This window comes from Corallococcus sp. bb12-1 (genome assembly GCF_026626765.1).
Taxonomy (GTDB): Bacteria; Myxococcota; Myxococcia; order Myxococcales; family Myxococcaceae; genus Corallococcus; species Corallococcus terminator.
Genome location: NZ_JAPNJZ010000012.1, coordinates 234245 through 253547, shown reverse-complemented (window position 1 = coordinate 253547; position 19303 = coordinate 234245). Strand labels below are relative to the sequence as shown.

19 protein-coding genes are annotated in these 19303 nt (G+C 70.1%); 2 read left to right on the top strand and 17 right to left on the bottom strand.

Translation table 11 applies throughout. The annotated features are described in order from the left end of the window. Position 1 precedes the first annotated feature (1 nt). From OV208_RS16595 to OV208_RS16515, 17 genes are all read right to left on the bottom strand, one after another. Positions 2 to 391, bottom strand: a complete 390-nt coding sequence (locus OV208_RS16595; RefSeq protein ID WP_193428659.1) for a response regulator — start codon at positions 389 to 391, stop codon at positions 2 to 4. 27 nt (positions 392 to 418) lie between these two features. After that, entirely contained in the window at positions 419 to 757 is a 339-nt protein-coding gene (gene xseB / locus OV208_RS16590; protein WP_120542852.1) for an exodeoxyribonuclease VII small subunit, read from the bottom strand. A 41-nt stretch (positions 758 to 798) separates the two neighbouring features. Further along, on the bottom strand, positions 799 to 2511 hold the full coding sequence (gene xseA / locus OV208_RS16585) for an exodeoxyribonuclease VII large subunit (protein ID WP_267574801.1): 1713 nt from the start codon (positions 2509 to 2511) through the stop codon (positions 799 to 801). Beyond that, positions 2508 to 4247 (bottom strand): FHA domain-containing protein, encoded by a 1740-nt coding sequence (locus OV208_RS16580; protein ID WP_267574800.1) that lies wholly within the window; start codon positions 4245 to 4247, stop codon positions 2508 to 2510. Before OV208_RS16580 ends, xseA begins: the two co-directional genes overlap by 4 nt. 36 nt (positions 4248 to 4283) lie before the next feature. Next, the gene (locus tag OV208_RS16575; RefSeq protein WP_267574849.1) at positions 4284 to 7535 is read right to left on the bottom strand and encodes an FHA domain-containing protein; all 3252 of its coding nucleotides are present in this window, start codon (positions 7533 to 7535) and stop codon (positions 4284 to 4286) included. A 22-nt stretch (positions 7536 to 7557) separates the two neighbouring features. Further along, positions 7558 to 8427 carry a type II secretion system F family protein gene (locus OV208_RS16570; RefSeq protein ID WP_420715025.1) on the bottom strand — a complete coding sequence of 290 codons (870 nt, stop codon included), beginning with the start codon at positions 8425 to 8427 and terminating at the stop codon, positions 7558 to 7560. Between the two features lie 34 nt (positions 8428 to 8461). Continuing rightward, the gene (locus OV208_RS16565) at positions 8462 to 9307 is read right to left on the bottom strand and encodes a type II secretion system F family protein (RefSeq protein WP_267574798.1); all 846 of its coding nucleotides are present in this window, start codon (positions 9305 to 9307) and stop codon (positions 8462 to 8464) included. Between the two features lie 72 nt (positions 9308 to 9379). Beyond that, complete coding sequence (gene cpaB, locus OV208_RS16560; RefSeq protein ID WP_267574797.1) at positions 9380 to 10195, bottom strand: Flp pilus assembly protein CpaB; 816 nt, start codon at positions 10193 to 10195, stop codon at positions 9380 to 9382. Positions 10196 to 10422: 227 nt separating this feature from the next. Next, positions 10423 to 10656 (bottom strand): hypothetical protein, encoded by a 234-nt coding sequence (locus tag OV208_RS16555; protein WP_267574796.1) that lies wholly within the window; start codon positions 10654 to 10656, stop codon positions 10423 to 10425. 119 nt (positions 10657 to 10775) lie between these two features. Continuing rightward, on the bottom strand, positions 10776 to 12221 hold the full coding sequence (locus OV208_RS16550) for an anti-sigma factor family protein (RefSeq protein ID WP_267574795.1): 1446 nt from the start codon (positions 12219 to 12221) through the stop codon (positions 10776 to 10778). Then, positions 12218 to 12865, bottom strand: a complete 648-nt coding sequence (locus tag OV208_RS16545) for an RNA polymerase sigma factor (RefSeq protein ID WP_120542844.1) — start codon at positions 12863 to 12865, stop codon at positions 12218 to 12220. The genes OV208_RS16550 and OV208_RS16545 overlap by 4 nt, the downstream gene beginning before the upstream one ends. 63 nt (positions 12866 to 12928) lie before the next feature. Beyond that, complete coding sequence (locus OV208_RS16540; RefSeq protein ID WP_267574794.1) at positions 12929 to 13336, bottom strand: DUF2085 domain-containing protein; 408 nt, start codon at positions 13334 to 13336, stop codon at positions 12929 to 12931. Continuing rightward, positions 13305 to 14360 carry an ABC transporter ATP-binding protein gene (locus tag OV208_RS16535; RefSeq protein ID WP_208726425.1) on the bottom strand — a complete coding sequence of 352 codons (1056 nt, stop codon included), beginning with the start codon at positions 14358 to 14360 and terminating at the stop codon, positions 13305 to 13307. The genes OV208_RS16540 and OV208_RS16535 overlap by 32 nt, the downstream gene beginning before the upstream one ends. Further along, positions 14357 to 15382 (bottom strand): ABC transporter ATP-binding protein, encoded by a 1026-nt coding sequence (locus OV208_RS16530; protein ID WP_267574793.1) that lies wholly within the window; start codon positions 15380 to 15382, stop codon positions 14357 to 14359. Before OV208_RS16530 ends, OV208_RS16535 begins: the two co-directional genes overlap by 4 nt. Further along, positions 15379 to 16368 carry a general secretion pathway protein GspE gene (locus OV208_RS16525; RefSeq protein WP_267574792.1) on the bottom strand — a complete coding sequence of 330 codons (990 nt, stop codon included), beginning with the start codon at positions 16366 to 16368 and terminating at the stop codon, positions 15379 to 15381. Before OV208_RS16525 ends, OV208_RS16530 begins: the two co-directional genes overlap by 4 nt. 9 nt (positions 16369 to 16377) lie before the next feature. Then, positions 16378 to 17136 (bottom strand): general secretion pathway protein GspE, encoded by a 759-nt coding sequence (locus OV208_RS16520; protein ID WP_267574791.1) that lies wholly within the window; start codon positions 17134 to 17136, stop codon positions 16378 to 16380. Positions 17137 to 17195: 59 nt separating this feature from the next. Next, on the bottom strand, positions 17196 to 18023 hold the full coding sequence (locus OV208_RS16515; RefSeq protein ID WP_267574790.1) for a DUF4292 domain-containing protein: 828 nt from the start codon (positions 18021 to 18023) through the stop codon (positions 17196 to 17198). Positions 18024 to 18065: 42 nt separating this feature from the next. Here OV208_RS16515 and OV208_RS16510 point away from each other — a divergent pair, with 42 nt between their 5' ends. Together OV208_RS16510 and OV208_RS16505 are read left to right on the top strand one after the other, a co-directional pair. Further along, positions 18066 to 18797 (top strand): MotA/TolQ/ExbB proton channel family protein, encoded by a 732-nt coding sequence (locus OV208_RS16510; protein ID WP_267574789.1) that lies wholly within the window; start codon positions 18066 to 18068, stop codon positions 18795 to 18797. 18 nt (positions 18798 to 18815) lie between these two features. Next, positions 18816 to 19271 carry an ExbD/TolR family protein gene (locus OV208_RS16505; protein WP_267574788.1) on the top strand — a complete coding sequence of 152 codons (456 nt, stop codon included), beginning with the start codon at positions 18816 to 18818 and terminating at the stop codon, positions 19269 to 19271. Positions 19272 to 19303 lie beyond the last annotated feature (32 nt).

Here is a 19303-nt window from a genome sequence, read left to right as displayed (position 1 = left end):
GTTACGGCTCCTGCACCGTGTCGGTGGGAATGAGTTCGCGGATGCGCTGGACGAGCGTGTCCAGCTCCAGCGGCTTCACGAAGTAGTCGGCGGCACCGACCTCCATGCCCCGCCGCTTGTCCTCCGGGTCTCCCCGCCCGCTGATGAAGATGATGGGGATGTCCCGGAATTGCTTGTTCTGCTTCACGGCCTGGCACAGCTCGAAGCCGTTGATCCAGGACATGTTCACGTCCAGGAGGATGGCGTGCGGCCGGTGCAGCTCCAGCGAGGCGACCAGCCTCAGGCCATTGGCCGCGGACGTCACCTCGAACCCCTCCGAGCCCAAGGCCTCGGAGAGCAGCTCGCGTGTGTCACGGTCATCATCCACGATGGTGATCTTCGGCTTCGACATTCCCGGCCTCCGCCCTTCCCCTGATACCTAGAACGGGACATCGTCCTCCGGCGGCGGACGGGCCGTGCTGCTCGCCCGGGGAGCAGCCTGGGGAGCAGGACGGGACGCCACCGCCAGAGGCGCGACGACTTCCTGGCCGTCCTCGTCCACGAGCAACTGCTCGATGCGCTGTTCGGCCTCCGTGAGCAGCTTCTCGCCCCGGCGGACGAGCCGGATGCCTTCCTCGAATGCCTTGAGCGAGTCCTCCAGCGACAGCTCGCCGCTCTCCAGCCGCGCCACCGTCTGCTCCAGACGCGACACCACGTCCCCGTACTGCTCGGGGGCGGCCTCCACCTTCGGGTTCTTTTCCGACTTCGCCACGTCCATCCACCTCCCCGAGCGGGGCGCGGAATGTAGAGGGTGGCCCGCTAGCAGTCCACCGGCCCTTTCAGGCCCGTGACGGTGGCTTCGATTTCTTCACACCCGCCCAGCGTCTGGGCGCCATGGGCGGCCAGCTTGATGCCCAGCACGTCCCCCACCACCACGTCCCCGGTGGAGCGCACCACCACGCCGTCCCGCTGGCGGAACGTCACCGCGTAGCCGCGCGACATCACCTTCAGCGGGCTCAGGGCGTCCAGCCGTCCCCCCAGGCGTCCGAAATGCGTCTGCGCGGAGGACAGCGTCCCCCGCTGGAGCTCCAAAAGCCGCGAGCGCGCCTTCGCCACCCGCGCGCGCTCCGCCGCCACCAGGGCCGTGGGCGTCAGACGCTCCAGCCCCAGCCGCGCGTCCGCCAGTCCGCCCCGCCGCCGGGACACGCCCGCGCGCGCCGCTTCCGACAGGCGCCCGGCGAGCTTGAGCAGGTGCGAGCGCTGCTCTCCCAGCCGCGTCTGGGGCCGGGCCCGCTGCAACCGCTCCTGCAGGGCCCGCAGCCGCTCGCGGTGTTCGCGCGCCTGGGGACGCAGCACGCGCATCATCGCCTCCACCTGTTCGGACAGGTGCAGGCGCTGCTGGTTCACCGCGCGGCGCGGGTCGGTGAGCCGGGCCGCGAGTTGGCCCTGACGCTCGCGCAGCTCCAGCACGCGGCGCTCGAAGGCGCGGCGCAGCCGTCCGGACTGCGTGGCCAGCGTCAGCTCCAGGTCCGCCAGCACCGGAGACAGCCGCTCCGCCGCCGCGCTGGGCGTGGGCGAGCGCAGGTCCGCGACGAAGTCCGCGATGGTGAAGTCGATTTCGTGGCCGATGGCGGACACCACCGGCACCGGCGAGGCGAAGATGGCACGCGCCACCCGCTCCTCGTTGAAGGTCCAGAGGTCCTCCACGGAGCCTCCGCCGCGCGTCACGACGATGACGTCCACGTCGGTGCGGCCCAGCCGTTCGATGGCCCGCGCGACGTCCTCTTCAGCGCCCTCGCCCTGCACCCGCGCGTCCGCCAGCAGCACGCCCAGCCGGGGGTTGCGCGAGTGCAGCACGCGCAGGAAGTCCTGGAGCGCCGCGCCCGTGCGGCTGGTGACGACGCCAATGCGCCGGGGCAGGAAGGGCACGGGACGGGGCGGGCGCACGCGCCGGTCGCCGATGAGCCCCTCGGCCGCCAGGCGCTGCTTGAGCTGTTCGAACGCGAGCGCCATCGCGCCCTCGCCGACAGGCTCCAGCCGACTGACGATGAGGCTGTAGCGGCCCTGCGGCTCGTACAGGTCCACGCTGCCCTCGGCCAGGACCTCCATGCCGTCGCGCAGCGCGAAGCGGATCCGCGACGCCATCGAGGCCCACACCTTGGCGTCGATGGAGGCGTCCGCGTCCTTGAGCGTGAAGTACCAGTGGCCGCGCGCGTTGGCGCCCCGGAAGCTGGACACCTCGCCGCGCACCAGCACGCGCGGGAAGCGCGACTCCACCGTCTGCTTCAACTGACGCGTGAGTTCGCCCACCGACAACACCGTTCGCTCCGCGCGCGGCACCGGGATGGGCGCCGGGGCCGGTGGCGGCAGGACGGCTTCCGCCCGGGGCTGGGACGCGGGCGGCGGAGGCTTGCTCCCAGCGGCCTTCGCCACCGGGGAGGCCGGACGCAGGGGTGGCAAGAGCGACGTGCCGAAGAGGTCGCCCTGTCCCTCTTCGGGAGGCGGCGGCTCCGCGCCCTTGCGCTTCTTCATCGCGACAGCTTCTCGACCCAGCCCTGGGCCTTGCCGTGCAGCTCGTCGTCCGGCGGCGTCATGGAGACGACGTCCTTGAACTGGGGCAGCGCTTCGTCCGGGCTGGAGTCCTTGATGGAGTAGGCCTGCATGTACAGGTCCTTGGCCTTGGCCCGCAGGTCGCTGACGATGTTGGCGGCGCCCGTGTGGTTGGGGTCCGCCTGGAGCGCGCGGCGGGCGAGCTCCATCGCGCGCGTGTACTGCGCGGAGGCCTTCGCGGCGGCGGCGCTCTTGTAGAAGGTCGTCGCCGCGCGGGTGCCCGCGTTGCGCGCCATCTTGCTGCCCCGGCCGTCGGTGATGTCCTTGTCGAGCGCCAGCAGCCGCGTCAGGCCCTTGGCGTCCAGGTCCTCCAGCTTCTTGTAGAGGTTCCCGAACTCCGTCATCTGCGTCATGTACTGCTTGCACTGGGGCGTCTTGCCCAGGCACGTGTTGAGGATGGCCACCGCGCCGGTCATGTCACCGTCGCGGAACCGGTCCACCGCGGGCTCCCAGGGCTTGGGCGCCGCCGCCACCCGCACGGGCTCCGGACGCGTCAGATCCGCGATGATGCGCGCGGCCTCCTCGTTGATGAGCTTGCCGTCGCGGTGCTCCGGGAAGGTCACCAGCACGTCGTCGGTGATGGCCTTGGCCTTCTGCACCGACTCCAGCTGACGGGTGGCCATCAGCGTGTTGGCCTCCTTCGTGCGTGCGTCGGCCGCGTTGGTCAGCGCCCTGCGGGCCGTCTTCAGCTGCTCGTACAACTGCGTGTCGCTGCCCACCTTGGCGAGCGACGCCTGCGCGGAGGCAAGCTCCCCCTTGGTCATCGCCGACTGGGCCGCCGTCAGGTGTCCCTGGTTGGGGATCTCCTTCTCCGCGGCCTTCAGGTAGTCGGCCACGCCGGGGTACTCGGGCGCCTGCTCCTGGAGCTCCATCAACTTCACCTTGGCCTGCTGCCACTGGCCCTCGCGCACCAGGTTCTTGGCCTCCTGGAAGAGGGCGCCCAGTTGCGCGCGGTAGTCGAGCTGCTCCTGCTCGATGCGGACCTGCTCCTCCTGCTGCTTCTGCATGCGGGTGCGCGCGACGCCCAGGCCGGCGAGGAGCACCACCACCACGCCCACGCCCGCGAGCTTCATCCGCAGCTTCTTGCGCTGCATCTCCGGCGTCTGCTCCGCGGCGGCGGAGGCGCGCGACGTCTGCGGGCGCGCGCGACCGGGGCCGGGACGCACGGGCACCGCCGGGGAGGAACGGCTCCCGCCCGTGGACGGACGGGGCCTGGGGCCCGACGGCGGCGCCTGCACCTTGGCGGTGCTGTTGGCCACGTCCTCGTAGCGCATCTCCGAGTCGCCCAGCGTGATGACGTCGCCGTTGGCCAGCAGCGTCTCGTCGGTGACGGGCTCGTCGTTGACGAGCGTGCCGTTGCCCGACTTCATGTCGCTGACGTACCAGCCTGCGGACTCCTTGCGCAGCGTGATGTGCTTGCGGGAGACGGACGTGTCCTGAAGGCAGATGGGATTGTCGGAGGCGCGGCCGACCGTGTACTCCAGCTCGGAGAGCGGGAACTCCGCGCCCTCGCTGGGGCCCGCGATGACCACGAGCTTCGCGGGCTTCGCCGCGGAGACACCGGCGGTCGACCGACGGACCGGCGCGCGTTGTCCGGTCCCGGAAGAGGGCGTACCCGAAGTGGGCCTTCGGCGGGCTGGGGGAGGACCGTTCGACATGGTGTTCACCGCGTCCTGCTGAGGGGGGCACGAACCCTAGAGTTCATGCTCATAGGCTTTTTCCAGCGCGAGATTGTGGCAGCGATGCTCGGTGCTAGGGAAGCGTCTCCGCACTTCCGCCAGGGCCGCGACCGCCTGACGCCGACTCCGGTACTGGACGGCCTGCTGGAATTCCAGCATCAGCTGACCGCACCGGTGGTCCAGCTCCGTTGAAATCCGGGCGATCCGCTCCCGGACGTCCTCGTAGAGCTCCGGCTTCTCATCCAGCGCTTCCAGGGTGATCCACGCGGCGCGGTACTGCTGCCAGGCCCTGAAGAGGTTCTCCCCGCCCACGTCCTTGAGTTCGTAGAACCGGGCACCCGCCATCGCGGCTTCCCGAGCGGACGCCAACAGCTGAGCCGGCGGCAGCTCCGGCACCGGGATGATCTCCAGCCGGAGGTTCCAGATGCGCCAGCTCTCCTGACCGGGCGGGTTGAGGGCGTTGTCGAAGAGCAGCTGGTTGTTCTCGTTGCGGCGCAGCAGGCCCGGGGGCATCACCTGCTCCAGCTCGCGCTCCTGCGTCTGGGCCGTGTCCGGCGGGACCCAGCCCAGGGACACGCCGTTGAGCGACAGGTTGACCTCATCCTTGGAGATGTTGCTGGCCTGGTAGTGCAGCACCGCCACCGCGCGCGTGGGCGAGACGAAGCGGAAGTCGAAGACCTTGTCGTCTACGTGGGACCAGCGCACGCCCTGGCCGAAGCCGAACGAGTCCGGCACCGGCTCCAGGCCCAGCTTGAAGGGCTCCCGGCCCGGCAGCCGGAGCGACTGGGACGTCACGGCGGTCACCACGCCGAACAGCGCCGCCAGCACGACGACACCCGCGAGGGACGCGTAGCCGACGCGGCGGAGCAGGGACTGGCGATTCCAGAAGAGGACGAACTGGCCGCCCAGCGTGCGGGCGAGCTGGCGCCGCTTCCGGGCCTTGTCGGCGGCGGTCGAGGGTTCGACCTTGGCGACGACCGTCACGGAGCGCGCCGGCTGGGAGGAGGAGGCGTCCGGGTCGGACGGCGGGAGGGGCTGGGTGGCGTCGCCTTCGTCCGAAGAGAGGAGGGCCAGCAGGCCGGCCTCCGCGGCCGGCGGTGAAGCGGCCAGCGATGCGGGGGGCGCCGCCGCGTCCGGCCGGTCCTTGCCCACGAACGTCACCGGATCAAAGGCCGGATCAAAAGGCGGAGGCGGAGCGACCGGAGCGCTTCGCGCCGGGGAAGGCGCCAGAACAGGGGGCGCGCCAGGTCCGTCCTTGCCGATGAAGGTCTGCACGTCGGACAAGGCGTCGTCCGGCGGGGCGGAAGGGATGTCCTGGTCCTGCCCCACGTACGTCGGCGGTTCCGCGGAGAAGGCAGGGGCAGCCGCCTTCGGTGGAGGCGCCCCATGCAACACCGGGCGCGGCACCAGCGGACTGACGGGGACGATGGGCCGCAGGTCGAGGACGGTGTGCTCCTCGGGCTCCTCCTCCGCCACCGACGGAAGGGCCGCTGCCTCCGGAGGGCCGAATGACGGTGCGGCTTGGGTCCGGGGCTCAGGCGAGTCCACCGCGGAGATCGCCATCAACGTGCGCTCCTCGGGCTCCTCCAGATCCACGAAGGCGAGCGCGGGGAACGCCACCGGGGGCGCAGGAAGCAGGGGCTCCGGCGAGTCCACCGTGGAGATCGCCATCAGCGTGTGCTCTTCGGGCTCGTCCGGATCCACGAAGGACAACGCGGGGGGCGCCACCGGAGGAGCAGCCAGGACAGGCCCAGGCGACTGCACCACGGGAATCGCCATCAGCGTGCGCTCCTCGGGCTCGTCCGGATCCACCGGGGACAGGCCCGCCGGAGGCGCGTCCCATGAAGCGACAGGAGCGGTCACCGGAGGCGGCACGAACCCGGAAGGAGACAGTACGGGAAGGCCGGGAGCTGGAGCTGACGGACCCCGCACGGGCGTGGGCGCCACGGGAGGCGTCAGCGCCGGAACAGAGGGCAGCAAGGGTACCGAAGCCACCGCGCCCCTGTTCACCGGAGGCGACGCGGGCGGCCTTCCACTCGCGGGGGGAGAGACAGACGGCGCATCCCTGTGCGGAGCGGGCGGGCCCGGCGGAGGCGGCGCGGCGGCGGCGTCCGCTTGGAGCGACGGAGGTTTCGCCGCCTCGGCCCCTCGCGCGGCACCGCGCCCCAGGGAGGGACGGTTCAGCGCGGGAGCGCCGACCGAGGGCAGGCCCGGCGGGGCTTTCTTCGGCGCGGCGGCATCGAGCACGGGCGGGCCCGGAGGGGCGACCCGCTTCGGTGCGGAGGAGGCGTCAGGCGAGGCTGGGCCCGGTGCCGAGAATTTGCCTGAAGCGGCGGACTGGCCTGGGGCAGAAGGTCCGCCCTTCGCGGAACCACCCGCGACGGGGAGACCCGGCCCCGAAGCGCGGCCCTGCGCGGGCGCCCCCTGCACGTCAGGCGCGGCCCGGTTCGGCGTGGACGCTCCGACAGCGGCGAGGCCCGGACCGGATGCACGGCCCTGCGCGGGAGTTCCCTCTAGGGGAGGCGCGACCCGGTTTGACGTGGATGCTCCGCCAGCAGGGAGGCCCGGACCGGATGCACGGCCCTGCGAGGAGGCGTCCCCTGCCGGACGGGCGGCCCTGTTCAACGTGGGCGCTCCCAGCGCGGGAAGGCGCGGCCCCGAAGCGCGGCCCTGCGCGGGCGCGCCCACCGCCGGAAGGTCGGGAGCGGAGGGCCGTTTCGGCGGAGGCACCACGGCCTCCGGCTTCTTCGTGGGAGGGGGCGCCAGCGGCGCCGCGGGCGTCGCCAGGCTCTTCACCGCGGCCCCGGAACGCTGCGGGGTCGGCAGGAAGGACGGCCTCGCCATCACCGGCAGCGACTGCTGGTAGCTCGTGGGCGCGGCTTCGATCTCCGCGAGCGAGGCCTGCTCCAGGCCCTGCGGCGGCGACACCTGCGCATGCGCCGGCGCGAGCACCCTGCGGATGGGCCGGGTGACGTCCGCCTCGTCGTCCTGCGGCATCCAGACGAAGGTGAACTCCACCGGCCCGACGGTGATGCGATCCCCGTCGCGCAGCTGCTTCTGCCCGCCGAGCGGCTGGCCGTTGAGCTGCGTGCCGTTGGCGCTGCCCACGTCCTCGGCGAAGTACTGCCCGTCCCTCGCCGTGATGCGGGCATGACGCCGGGAGACCCCGTGGTCATGCAGCACCAGGTCGTTCTCCGAGGTCCGGCCGATCTTCACCTCGGCCTGCTCGAAGGCGAGCTCCCTACCAACCTGGAGCCCCTGGGTGATGGTGAGCAGGATCGGCAGAGGACTAGCCCCCGACGTTGCCGTACATGAACTGGAACACGATGGGCCCGAAGAGCACCATGAACACCGTCGGGAAGATGCAGGCGATGAGCGGGAAGAGCATCTTCACCGGCGCTTCACCCGCCAGCTTCTCCGCGCGCTGCGTCCGGTCGATGCGCATCTGCGTGGACTGGATGCGCAGCACCTTGCCCAGGCTGGTGCCCATCTTGTCCGCCTGGATCAGCGCCGTGACGAACGTCGTCAGGGGCGGCAGGTCCACGCGCGCGATCATGCCCTTCAAGCCCTCTTCACGCGTCTTGCCCATCTTGAGCTGCTTGAGCACCAGCTGCAGCTCCTCGCGCAGCGGCCCCTGGCGACCCTTCTCCACCACCTTCGCCAGCGCGCCCGTGAAGTCCATGCCCGCTTCCACCGACAGCGTCAGCAGGTCGATGTTGTACGGAAGCGCGCGGCTGATGGCCAGGTGACGGCGCTTCACCTGATCGTTCAACCAGATGAGCGGATAGAACAGGCCCAACAGCATCACCAGCAGCGACCAGGCCAGGTTCATCCCGATGCCGTTGATGACGAAGAGGCCGGCCAGCAGGGCCAGGAAGGCGCTGACTTCCTGCAGCGCCATGATGTCCTCGGGCTTGTACTGCGACGGTTCGCCCGCCTTGATGAGCTTGCGGCGCGTCTTGGACTCGTAGCCCGGCCACATGAAGCGCCGGTTCATCGCCCCCAACTTGCGGATGGCGACGGAGCCCACGCCCTTCATGCCGCCCGCGGACTCGTCGCGGACCTCCGTGAGGAAGTGCTCCAGGACGTTGGTGTAGAGGCCCACGCCCAGGAACGTAAAGGCCCCCACGGTCAGCAGCGTCGAGCCACCGATCAACAAGGCTGTCAGAATCTCCTGCACGGTGCGCCTCGTTTCAAATGTCGATGTTGACGATTTTCCGGATGATGAGGATGCCCATGATCTCCATGATGGCGATGATGGTCACCAGGATGTAGCCGAAGAGGTGATCCAACATCGGCTCCATCAGGTCCGGGCGCATGTAGTTGAGCACCATGCCGAGGACAGCCGGCATGGCCGCGACGATCCACCCCTGCAGCTTGCCCTGGGACGTGAGGGCGTCGATCTTGCCCTCCAGGCGGAAGCGCTCGCGGATCACCGTGGAGATGGTCTCGAACATCTCCGCCATGTTGCCGCCCAGTTGGCGCGCGATGTTGGTGGACACCACCACCAGCTCCAGGTCGTCACTGCCCACGCGGCGGCCCATGTTCACCAGGGCCTCTTCCAGGGGGACGCCCAGCTTCACTTCCTTCACGAACAGGCCGAACTCCTGGGACAGCGGCGGCATTGCTTCGCGCGCCACGTGCTCGATGGCCTGGGGGAACGTGAGGCCCGCCTTGAACGCGTTGGCCATGGCCTGCAGCGCGTCCACGAGCTGCACGTTGAACTTCTTGATCCGGCGCTTGCGGTAGTGCTTCACCATCAGCATCGGCAGGAAGAAGCCGAAGATGGTCGCGATCAACGCCAGGATGGGGTTGAAGATGATGTAGCTGAGGATGCCCAGGAGGCACATCATGGCGATGTTGAGGATCAACATCTGCCGCGCGTCGATGAAGAGGAACATGTCGCTCAAGTCGTTCATCGACTTGGCGACGTAGCGCTCCTGGTACTGCTCATACGCCTTCGACAGGACGCTGAAGATCACCAGGCTGAAGAAGAACACCGAGCCGGTGACGAGAAGGAGGACGATACCTGCGAGCATGGGCGGGAATCCCCGTGAGGAAGAGGGAGAAGCCGGCGGGGCTGCTTCAGACGAAGCAGCCCCCGCGGGCCACTACGGAGAGCCGGCCGAGGCCTTCTCGCCGGTGCCGCCCTTGATGATCTGGATGATCTCCCGGCGCTTCTGCTCCAGCACCCGGGTGCGCTCGCCGGACAGCAGCGTGCTGATGGTGGCGCGACCGCGCTCCTCGATGAGGTCCACGTCGTCCTCGTTGCGCAAGGACAGGGTCAGGTTGCCCAGCTCCGCTGCCAGCACCAGGATCTCCGCCTCTTCCGGCAGCACCATCAGCGACACGTTGGAGTACTCGCGCTGGCTCTCCGGGATGAGGTTGATGTTCGTGGTGCCGGTGATCTTGCCCGTGGCGACCACGATGATGTTCTGCAGCAGCGTCACGGCGACGCTCTCGTCCGTCTGCGGATCGCGGAACGTGCCGATGATGTCCACGTGGTCGTTGGGACGGATCCAGCCGCCCACCGACGTCGTGTGCTTCGCCTCGATGGTGATGGCGCGCGCCTTCTTCTGCACCTTCGTCGACAGGCGCTCGGCGGCCTTCGTCGTCTCGAACTGGCTCCAGAGGATGGGGTCGCCGGCCTGCAGCGCCACCAACACCTTCTGGTTCACGATGTAGTTGGCCGAGTCCGGCTTCACCACCGACGAGGTGACGAACTGCTCGGGCACGGAGCGCTGGGAGATCATCTCGTACGTGATGACCGTCCCTTCGGGCATGTCCGTGCCCGCGACCACCACGGGCACCAGATTCCACCCGCGACGCACATCCGATTCCTTCTTCTTGATGGCCGAATAGGCCACGATGCCCGCGAGCAAACCGAGCACCAGCGCGACGACGAGCGGGGTCTTACCCTTCAACATGGTTCAAGGTCCTCCAGAACGGTGGGGCGCCGTCGTGGCGGCAAGACAGCTTTGACGAGGGGGCGGTGCCAGGGCGCGAACGGGTGGGATGTTAGCCATGCGCCAGAGCAGGTGTCAAAACCACCTCTCACGATAGAACGGAATCCCAGGACACCCGGAGGCCCCAGCGCCTCCCTGCCTGTTGGGTTGGGCCGCGCGACCGCCGATGATCCGCGTGGCTCCCTGCGTCAGGGGAACGGCAGGTTCAACACGAAGTAGAACGAGTCGTAATAGATCTCGTACGCCTCGAGGAACAGGTCGATGACGTTGCTCTGCCGGTCATCGGACCACTGGATCTTCACGGTGGCACCGACGACGAGCGCCACGAGCAGCACCCAGTTGAGCGCCGAGTACTCGACCATCGCCTGACCCCGACTGGCCCGGCGCAGGGAGCGCGACGCTGTCTTCCGGGGGGTGCTCACGGGGGGATGATCCACGACCGGCGTCATCCTCCCAGTATCCAGGCTCCGGAGGCCCGCTGCATCGGTCATCTGGACTGGAGCGTCACCTGGGGGACGGACGTCGCCGTCCCCCGGAGCTGCTACTGCTTGGACGGCAGAGGGGCGGCCTGGGCCGGGGCCTTCTTGACGGGGACGGTCGCCGCCCCGCCCTGCCCCAGCCACAGCCCGGCCCGCTGGGCCGCTTCGGAATCGGGTGCCTCGGAGAGGATGCGCGCGCAGACCTCCGCGCCTTCGGTCCTCCGGCCCTGGGCGTACTCCGATTCGCACAGGCGGGAGAGCAGCGACAGGCGTTCACTTCCGGTGGCCCCGGCCGCGAGCGCGGCGCGCAGCAACTGGGACTCCCGAGCGCGGTCGCCCTGGCTCGCGGCTTCCTGCGCCTGACGCGACAGATCGCGCGCGGTCGTCATCGCATCGGCGCGGGCCGCCTTCTCCGCGGGCGCGGACTTCGGCTTGGAAACAGTGGCGGGCATCTGCTCGGCGGCGGCCATCGCCTTGCCAGGAGCCTGCTGATTGCGCTGGACGGAGCCCGTGGGCATGGAGCCCGTGGGCATCGGCGGCGTGGAAGGCGCCATGGGCGCGGCGGCGACCACTGAATCCGCAGGCGGCGGTGGCGCGGCCTCTTCCGCGAGCTCGTCGTCGTCCTTGGCGAGGCCCCGCCCATAGGACGCGCCGCCCAGCCGCAGCGAGCCTTCCTCTTCCTTGCGGAGCTTGTCGCTGCCACCGCCCCCATTGCCGATACCATTGCTGACACCGAGGCCCGAGCGGCTCCCAACGAGCGAGCCCTGCGCGAGCGCGGAGTCCTTCGCCTCGTCGTCCATCACCGCCGACGGGGCCGAGAGCGCGTCCCTCGCCGCTTCCGACTTCGACTTGCTGAAGCCGGACATCTGCTTCTTCGACTCCGCCCCGCGACGCCGCTCCAGCAGCGCGCCACCACTGCCCGCGTTCATCCAGTCCGAGGGCCGACCTTCGCCCCCACCCTTGGTGCCCACGGTGGCTTCCGCCTGCATCCGCTGCGCACGGTCCAGCAGCGCGCCCTCCATGGGCGCGGGGGGCGGCGCGGCCTGCATGGCCGCGGGCGCCGCGGGCCGGGCCGGGGCGTCGTCATAGGACCGGGTCCGGTCCGCCTTCGCTGCCGCCGGTTCGGCCTTCTGGGTCAGCGTCGGCTGGAGGTTGACGTCCTTGCTGACCTCCAGCGTCAGCAAGCCGAAGGTGCTCACCGAGGCCAGGCCCACCACGGGCAACAGCCAGCGGCGCCAGCGCGAGGGCTTTGGTTCGGGCCCCGCGGCGGCGCGGCGCGCGGACTGCTGCGCGTACGCCAGGAGCGATTCCAGGCCGGCGTCCGGCGGCGGTTCGACCGACAGGTGCGCCATCGTGGAGCGCACGCCGCGGATGTCCGACAGGGCCTTGGAGCAGCGCGCGCAGCCCTGGACGTGCTGCTCCAGCGACTGGGCCTCCGACGCAGGCAGCTCGCCGTAGGCGAAGTCGAGGAGCCGGTCCTCGTGCGCATGGGCATTCTGGGCACTCATCCCGCCACCGTCCTTCCATCCTCCGACAGGTCACCATCCACGCCCAGTTCTCCCAGACGACGGCGCAGTCCCTCCAACGCGTAGCGCATCCGACTCTTCACCGTGTTCTCGGACACGCCCGTCACCTCGGCGATCTCCTTGAACGGGATGCCGCTGTACTCGCGCAACACGAACACCTCGCGCTGCTCTTCCGGCAGGCCCGCGAGGGCCCGCTCCAGCAGGGGCCGCAGGCGCGCGTTGTGCGCCCCGCGCTCCGGACTGGCACCGGAGTCCGGCAGCCCCTCGCCCAGCGGACGTCCCTCGTCCCCGTCCGTGCCACCGACGGGGGCCTCCAAGGATGTCGTCTGGCGGTAGCTCTCTTTGCGCGTGCTGTCCACGCAGAGGTTCCTCGCGATGGTGTACAGCCAGGTCGTGAACCGGGCCTTCGGCGTGTATTCCCGTGCGCTGCGAACCACCTTGAGCCACGTCTCCTGCAGCACGTCCTCCGCCCGCGCCCGCTGCCCGACGAAGCGCAGGATGAAGTTGAACACCGGCGCGCGGTGCTTTCGCATCAGCGCTTCGAACGCGCGCGCGTCTCCCGCCTGGAAGGCGAGCATCAGCCGCTCGTCTGAGGTTTCGGGTGCCAACACTCCCCCTGTGCCCATGAAGCCACGGGTGCCATCCCCTTCCCGCCCATTGCCTGTAACGGACAGGCACGCGGGAAAGGTCTATTCCGGCCGTGGACGCCGGTAAGTGGCGAGAATGACAGGGACCGCCACCCCTGTCACCAGGAGTGCCTGTGCCAGCAGCACCGCCGGCAGGGGGCGCTGCACGTGGATGTACAGCGAGCGGGCAAGTCCCAGCCCCAGCAACACCCCCGTCAGCGTGCGCACCGCGTTGCTGCCCGAGGCCGGACGGAAGCGCCCCACCGCCCAGTCCACCAGCGCCGGCAGCGTGAGCGCCACTCCCACCGGCACGTCCCACGTCCACGCAAGGGGCGCCTTCAGCGCGAACAGCCCCATGAAGACAGCGGCGAGCACCGGGTAGGTGCCCAGGCAGCGCGCGCAGACGCGCACTCCGCCCAGCACGTACGTGCGGTTGTACTCATCCGCGTGATGATGGCTGAGCCAGAACACCGGGACCTCCGTCGGACGCGGAAACAGGGGGAACGGGCCCGGCGCGCTGCGCGTCCCCTTCGGCCAGGAAGCACGCGGCGGCGTGGCCGTCCCCCAGCGGGTAGAGCGGCGGCGACTCACGCCGGCAGCGCTCCATCACGTAGGGGCAGCGAGGGTGGAACGAGCACCCGGACGGGGGAGACAGCGGCGAGGGCGGCTCGCCCGGCAGGAGCAGGCGCGTGCGGGGACGCTCCGGATCCGGCACGGGCACCGCGGACAGGAGCGCCTGCGTGTACGGATGCCGGGGCCCGGCGTACAGCACGCGCGACGGCGCCACCTCCACGATGCGGCCCAGGTACATCACCGCCACGCGCGTGGACACGTACTCCACGATCTTCAGGTCGTGCGCGATGAAGACATAGGTGAGCCCGCGCTCGCGCTGCAGGTCCACCAGCAGGTTGACGATCTGCGCCTGGATGGAGACGTCCAGCGCGCTGATGGGCTCGTCCGCCACCACCAGGTCCGGACGCAACGCGATGGCACGTGCAATCCCGATGCGTTGACGTTGCCCGCCGGAGAACTCGTGCGGGTAGCGGTGCCGGGCCTCGCGAGGCAGGCCCATGGCGTCCAGGAGCGCCAGCACCTCCTCCTCGCGCGCCTTGCCCTTCGCGAGGCCGTGGATGGCGAAGGGCTCCGCGAGGATGTCCCCCACCGTCATGCGCGGGTTGAGCGAGGCGTACGGATCCTGGAAGACGAGCTGCATGCGCCGACGCAGGGGCCGCAACTGGCGCTGCGACAGGCCGGTGAGTTCGCGTCCGTCCACGCGGATGGAGCCGGCCGTGGGCTCCAGCAGGCGCAGCACCGCGCGGCCCAGCGTGCTCTTGCCGCAACCACTCTCCCCCACGAGGCCCAGCGTCTCACCGCGCGCGACGTCGAAGGACACGCCGTCCACCGCGCGCACCGCGCCCTTCGCGCGTCCGAAGAAGCCGCCGCGCACCGGGAAGTGCACCTTCAGGTCACGCACCTGGACCAGCGGTTCGCTCATGGCGCGGGCACCGGGTGGTGGCACGCGGCCCACTGGCCTCCGCGCTTGAGCTCCAGCGCGGGCGTGACGCGGGCACACAATTCGGAGGCGCGGTCGCAGCGGTCTCGGAAGGCGCACCCGGACGGCAGCGCGCCCAGGGACGGCACCATGCCGGGAATCGCCTTCAGCCGGCGCTTCTCCCCCTCCACCGCCGAGCCCGCGTCGTGCAGGGACGGGATGGAGCGCAACAGGCCCGCCGTGTACGGGTGCGCGGGCCGGGCGAAGAGCTCTCGCACCGGGGCCTGCTCCACGATGCGGCCCGCGTACATCACCACCACCGCGTCACAGCTTCCCGCCACCACGCCCAGGTCGTGGGTGATGAGCATCACCGCCATGTGACGCTCGGTCTGCAGGCTCTTGAGCAGGTCGAGGATCTGCGCCTGGATGGTGACGTCCAGCGCCGTGGTGGGCTCGTCCGCGATGAGCAGCGCCGGGTCGCACGCGAGCGCCATGGCGATCATCACGCGCTGGCGCATGCCGCCGGAGAGCTGGTGCGGGTACGCATCCACGCGCTCGCCGGGGGCCGGGATGCCCACCTGCCGGAGCATCTCCACCGCGCGCTCGCGCGCCTGTGCCCGGGTCGCCTTCAAGTGCAGCCGGACGCCTTCACCAATCTGCTCGCCCACGGTGAAGACGGGGTTGAGCGACGTCATCGGCTCCTGGAAGACCATGGCCACGTGCCGCCCGCGCACGCGCCGCATCTCCGGCTCCGGCAGACGCAAGAGGTCCTGTCCCCGGAAGAGCACCTCCCCTGCCACCACCCGGCCGGGCGGCGTGGGGATGAGCCGCATCACCGACAGCGCGGTGAGGCTCTTGCCGCAGCCGCTCTCCCCCACCACCCCCAGCGTGCCGCCGGGAGGCACGGTGAAGGACACGCCGTCCACCGCGCGCACCGGCCCTCGCTCCAGCGACAACTGGGTGGTGAGCCCGCGCACGTCCAGCAGCGGGGCCGAGGGGTCCGACGACGGCGCGGCCCCGGTCACTTCTGGGCCAGCTCCTCCAGGAACTCCGACTCCTGGATGAGGCCCTTGCGGATGAGCAGGCGGATGAGGCTCGCGACCATGCGCGCGGGCTTCACCTTCTCCGTGTCCAGGCTGGCCTCTTCACCGCGCGAGATGCGCTCGATGTCGTCCAGCACCGCCAGGTCCTCCTCGGAGAAGTCCGGCGTGGGCGTGAGCGCCATCGACGGCCGGACGCCCTGCGCGGCGCCGCCGAAGACGACCACCGGCACGCGCGGCTTGTTCGGGTCGGAGTCCTCCGGGGGCGGCGGAGGCGGCGGCCTCGACGCGGCGGGCTTGGGCGGCGGGGGCGGCGCGGAGCGGGGCTTCGCGCTCAGCAGGTCCTCCAGCACGTCCGCGCCGTCGGGACGTGAGTCGGACGGCGGTGGGGGCGGCAGGTCCCAGTCCAGCGGCGGCGGCGCGGGCGGACGCGCGGAGGACCGTGCGGGCGCGGGCGGCGGGGACGGCAGGATGTCCGGCGAATCGTCCGCGTCGTCCATCTCATCCATGGGTTCAGCCTCCACGATGTCCAGCGGTTCGCCCCGGCCGCGCGCCAGCGCCTGATCCATGTCGTCCGAGGAAGCGACGAACACCTTCAGGGGCTTGCGCAACTGGAAGCGCAGTTCATCCACCAACATGAGGTTGCCAGGGTCCTCCACCGCGACGTGGAGCTTCTCGCTGCGGCCGTCCTGCTCCAGCGCGAAGAGCAGCACGCGATGCTCGGACTGGAAGTCCATGGACACCAGCGAGGACACCCCATGGGGGATGTACTCGGGGATCTCCACGAAGGGCAGCTCGTGCTGCGCCGCCAGCGCGCGCGCGATGTCCTGGCCGGTGCACAGGCCCATGGACACCAACACTTCCCCCAGTTTGCGGCCCTGACCGCGCCGCCCGGAGGCAAGGGCCTGCTTCACCTGCTCGTCCGTGACCACTCCGGCCTGGACGAGGAGTTCACCAATCTTCTTGCGCATGGCCGCTGGCTACCGCTTGACCTTGGCGAGGTATTCCTCGCGAGAAAAAACGCCCTTCTCGATGAGCAGCTCCACCATGGCCTTGAGCGCCGCGACCTCCTTGCGCTGGACCTCTTCCACGCTCTTGAGCAGCTCCGCCGGACTGCCGGAGGCCGCCGAACGGGGCGCCTCCGCGGGGGGCGCCGGACGGGCCGCGGGGGCCGCCGGACGGGCCGGAGCGGGCGCGGTGGCTGCGGCGCCGGCCGCCTCCAGGTCCTTGAGGCTCTTCACGACGGTACGCCCCTGGGCGTCCACCACCTTGAAGTTCGTGTCCGCGTCCTCCAGCTCCGCGGACTCCTCGTAGAGGCGCGCGAACGCCCGCGCCACCGACGTACGGCCCGCCACGTTGGCCACGATGCGGCACTTGGACAGGGCCCGGAGCTCGTCGAGCACCCGCACGTTGAGCGGGTCCGACATGGCCACCACCAACGTCTTGCCGTCGTCGCGCAGTTGGAGCGGCACGACGGAGAAGTCGCGCGCCGTCTGCGAGGGAATCTTCGCCTTCACGTGCGGCGGAACCATCTGCACGGCGTCCAGGTTCACCGCCGGCATGCCCAGTTGTTTCGACAGGGCGCGCACGAGGATGTCCTCGGAGACGAGGTTCATCCGGACGAGGATCTCGCCCAGCTTCCCGCCCCACTTGGCCTGCTCGGCGAGCGCCGCCTTGAGCTGGCTCTCCTGCAGGACGTTCGCCTTGATCAGCAGTTCTCCGAGCTTGATCTGTGCCATGTCGTGCGCGTCAGTGTACCCGACTTGGGCTGGTACGCTGCCTTTCGACGCCTGGAAGCTCAGGAACCCGGCGCTGGGGGCGGTGGCGACACCGCGCCCCCACCCAGCTCCCGGCCCCGCTCGTCCACGTCCACCACCTTCGCGCCCTCCGGGGCCGTCAGCTCGTAGAGCGTCAGGTCCGGCCGGCCGTTGAGGGTGATCTCCGTGTAGCGCAGCTCCAGCTTCGTGTCCGCCTGGGACGCCGTGAGGATGACCTTGCCGGGGAAGAGCAGCTCGCCGCGCTGCTTGAAGTCCTCGAACGCTAGGTCGTAGCCCGGCACGCCCCGGACCTCGCTTTTCACCACCCGCAGGTGCCGGGGATCCACGCGGAGTGTCTGTGTGGCCGCGCCCCGCACCAGCGTGAGCACGTACACGCGCGCCTTCTCATCCAGCGCCAGGGTCATGGACTCCGGGGGCAGGAGGGGGACCTGGCCCAGCATGACGGCCACCAGTTCCTCGCTCGGCAGGACGATGGGCAGGAAGCGGGACACGTTCTCAGGGCTGGAGGGGCCCTGGTAGTAGGTGTTGCCCTGCGCCTGGTAGACGCCGAAACGTGTCCCGTCGGACACGAGCGAGGCGACCGGGCGGTTGAAGAAGTCGTACGTCTCCAGGTGGATGAGGCCCGGCCGGGTGATGGAGAGGAAGGTGGAGAGCGTTCCACTGCCCTGGGGGGAATCCACGCGCAGCTTGGAGTCGCCCTCCAGGGTCACCACCCGACCCTGCCGCTCCTGCACATGCTGGTAGAGCGTCTGGGCGTCCTCGATGCGGCCCTCCGGACCGAACTCGAGGCGTTTGGGGCAGGCCGAACAGAGGAGGGCCAGGAAGATTGCGGCGGCTGCGCGGTTCATATGTCCTAGTGTGAGCCAGGGCTCCCTGCCCGGTCATCAACCATGAGCCTGAACGATCTACTTCATTACCTTCGCCTGGGCGGCGTCACCCTCGCCCTCCTCCTGGGCGCCTCCGTGGTGGCCCTGGGCGTGGCCGTCGAAAGGCTCATTGCCCTCTGGGGCGTGAGCGAGCGGTCCCGCAGCCTGGGCGAAATCGTCAACAAGCACCTGCTCCGCGGGGACGTGGCCGCGGCCCGCACCGCCGCCGAGCGCTCCGACGCGGTGGCCGCCGACATCTTCCTCGCGGGCTTCGACCGCTGGGAGCGAAGCCGCGCCAGTGGCGGCAATGGCATCGAGTCCGCCGTGGAGCGCGAGCGCGCCCAGGTGGGCCTCAAGCTCAGGCGCAACCTGTGGCTGCTCGCCACCATCGGTTCGACGACGCCCTTCGTGGGCCTCTTCGGCACCGTGGCCGGCATCATGCGCTCCTTCAAGGACCTGGGCGTGGACGTGGAGGCCGGCGGCACCGGCGGCTCCGCGGCCGTGATGACGGGCATCTCCGAAGCGCTCGTCGCCACCGCCGTGGGCATCCTCGTCGCCGTGCAGGCGATGGTCTTCTACAACTACTTCCAGGCCCGGCTCTCCCGCGTGCTGGTGGAGCTGCGCCTCCTGGGCGACGAGTTCTCCGAGCTGCTCAAGGAGCGCGCGACTGGAGCCCTGCTGCCGGAGCCGCCCCCCTCGCGCGAGCCGTCCACCCCACCCGCCACACGTCCGGATCCGCAGCCCGCCTCGTCTTGACAGGAGAGAACGTCCACCATGGCCATGGGAAAGACGCCGGGCTCCTCCGACGATGAAGGCGACAGCCCGGGTTTCGCGGAGATCAACATCACGCCGCTGACGGACGTGATGCTGGTGCTGCTCATCATCTTCATGGTGACCAGCACCGTCATCACCCAGCAGGGCCCGGGCGGCGGAACCAAGACGGGCCTGAAGGTGAACCTGCCCAAGGGCGGCTCCGCGGACGTCACCGCGCGCACCACGGACATCTCCGTGGCGGTGCTGGCGGATGGCCGCTTCGTGCTCGCGGGCAACGTCGTCGCGGAGGCGGAATTGAAGCAGGCCTTCGACAAGGCCAAGGAGCTCAACCCCGACACCGTGGTCATCGTGCAGGCGGACGAAGGCGTGTCCCACGGCACCGTGGTGCAGGTGATGGAGCTGGCGAAGCAAGCCGGCCTGGGGCAGCTCGCCATCGGCGTGCGCGAAGGCAACTAGCCTCCGCTTCCTGCTCCACCCAAGCGAAAGAC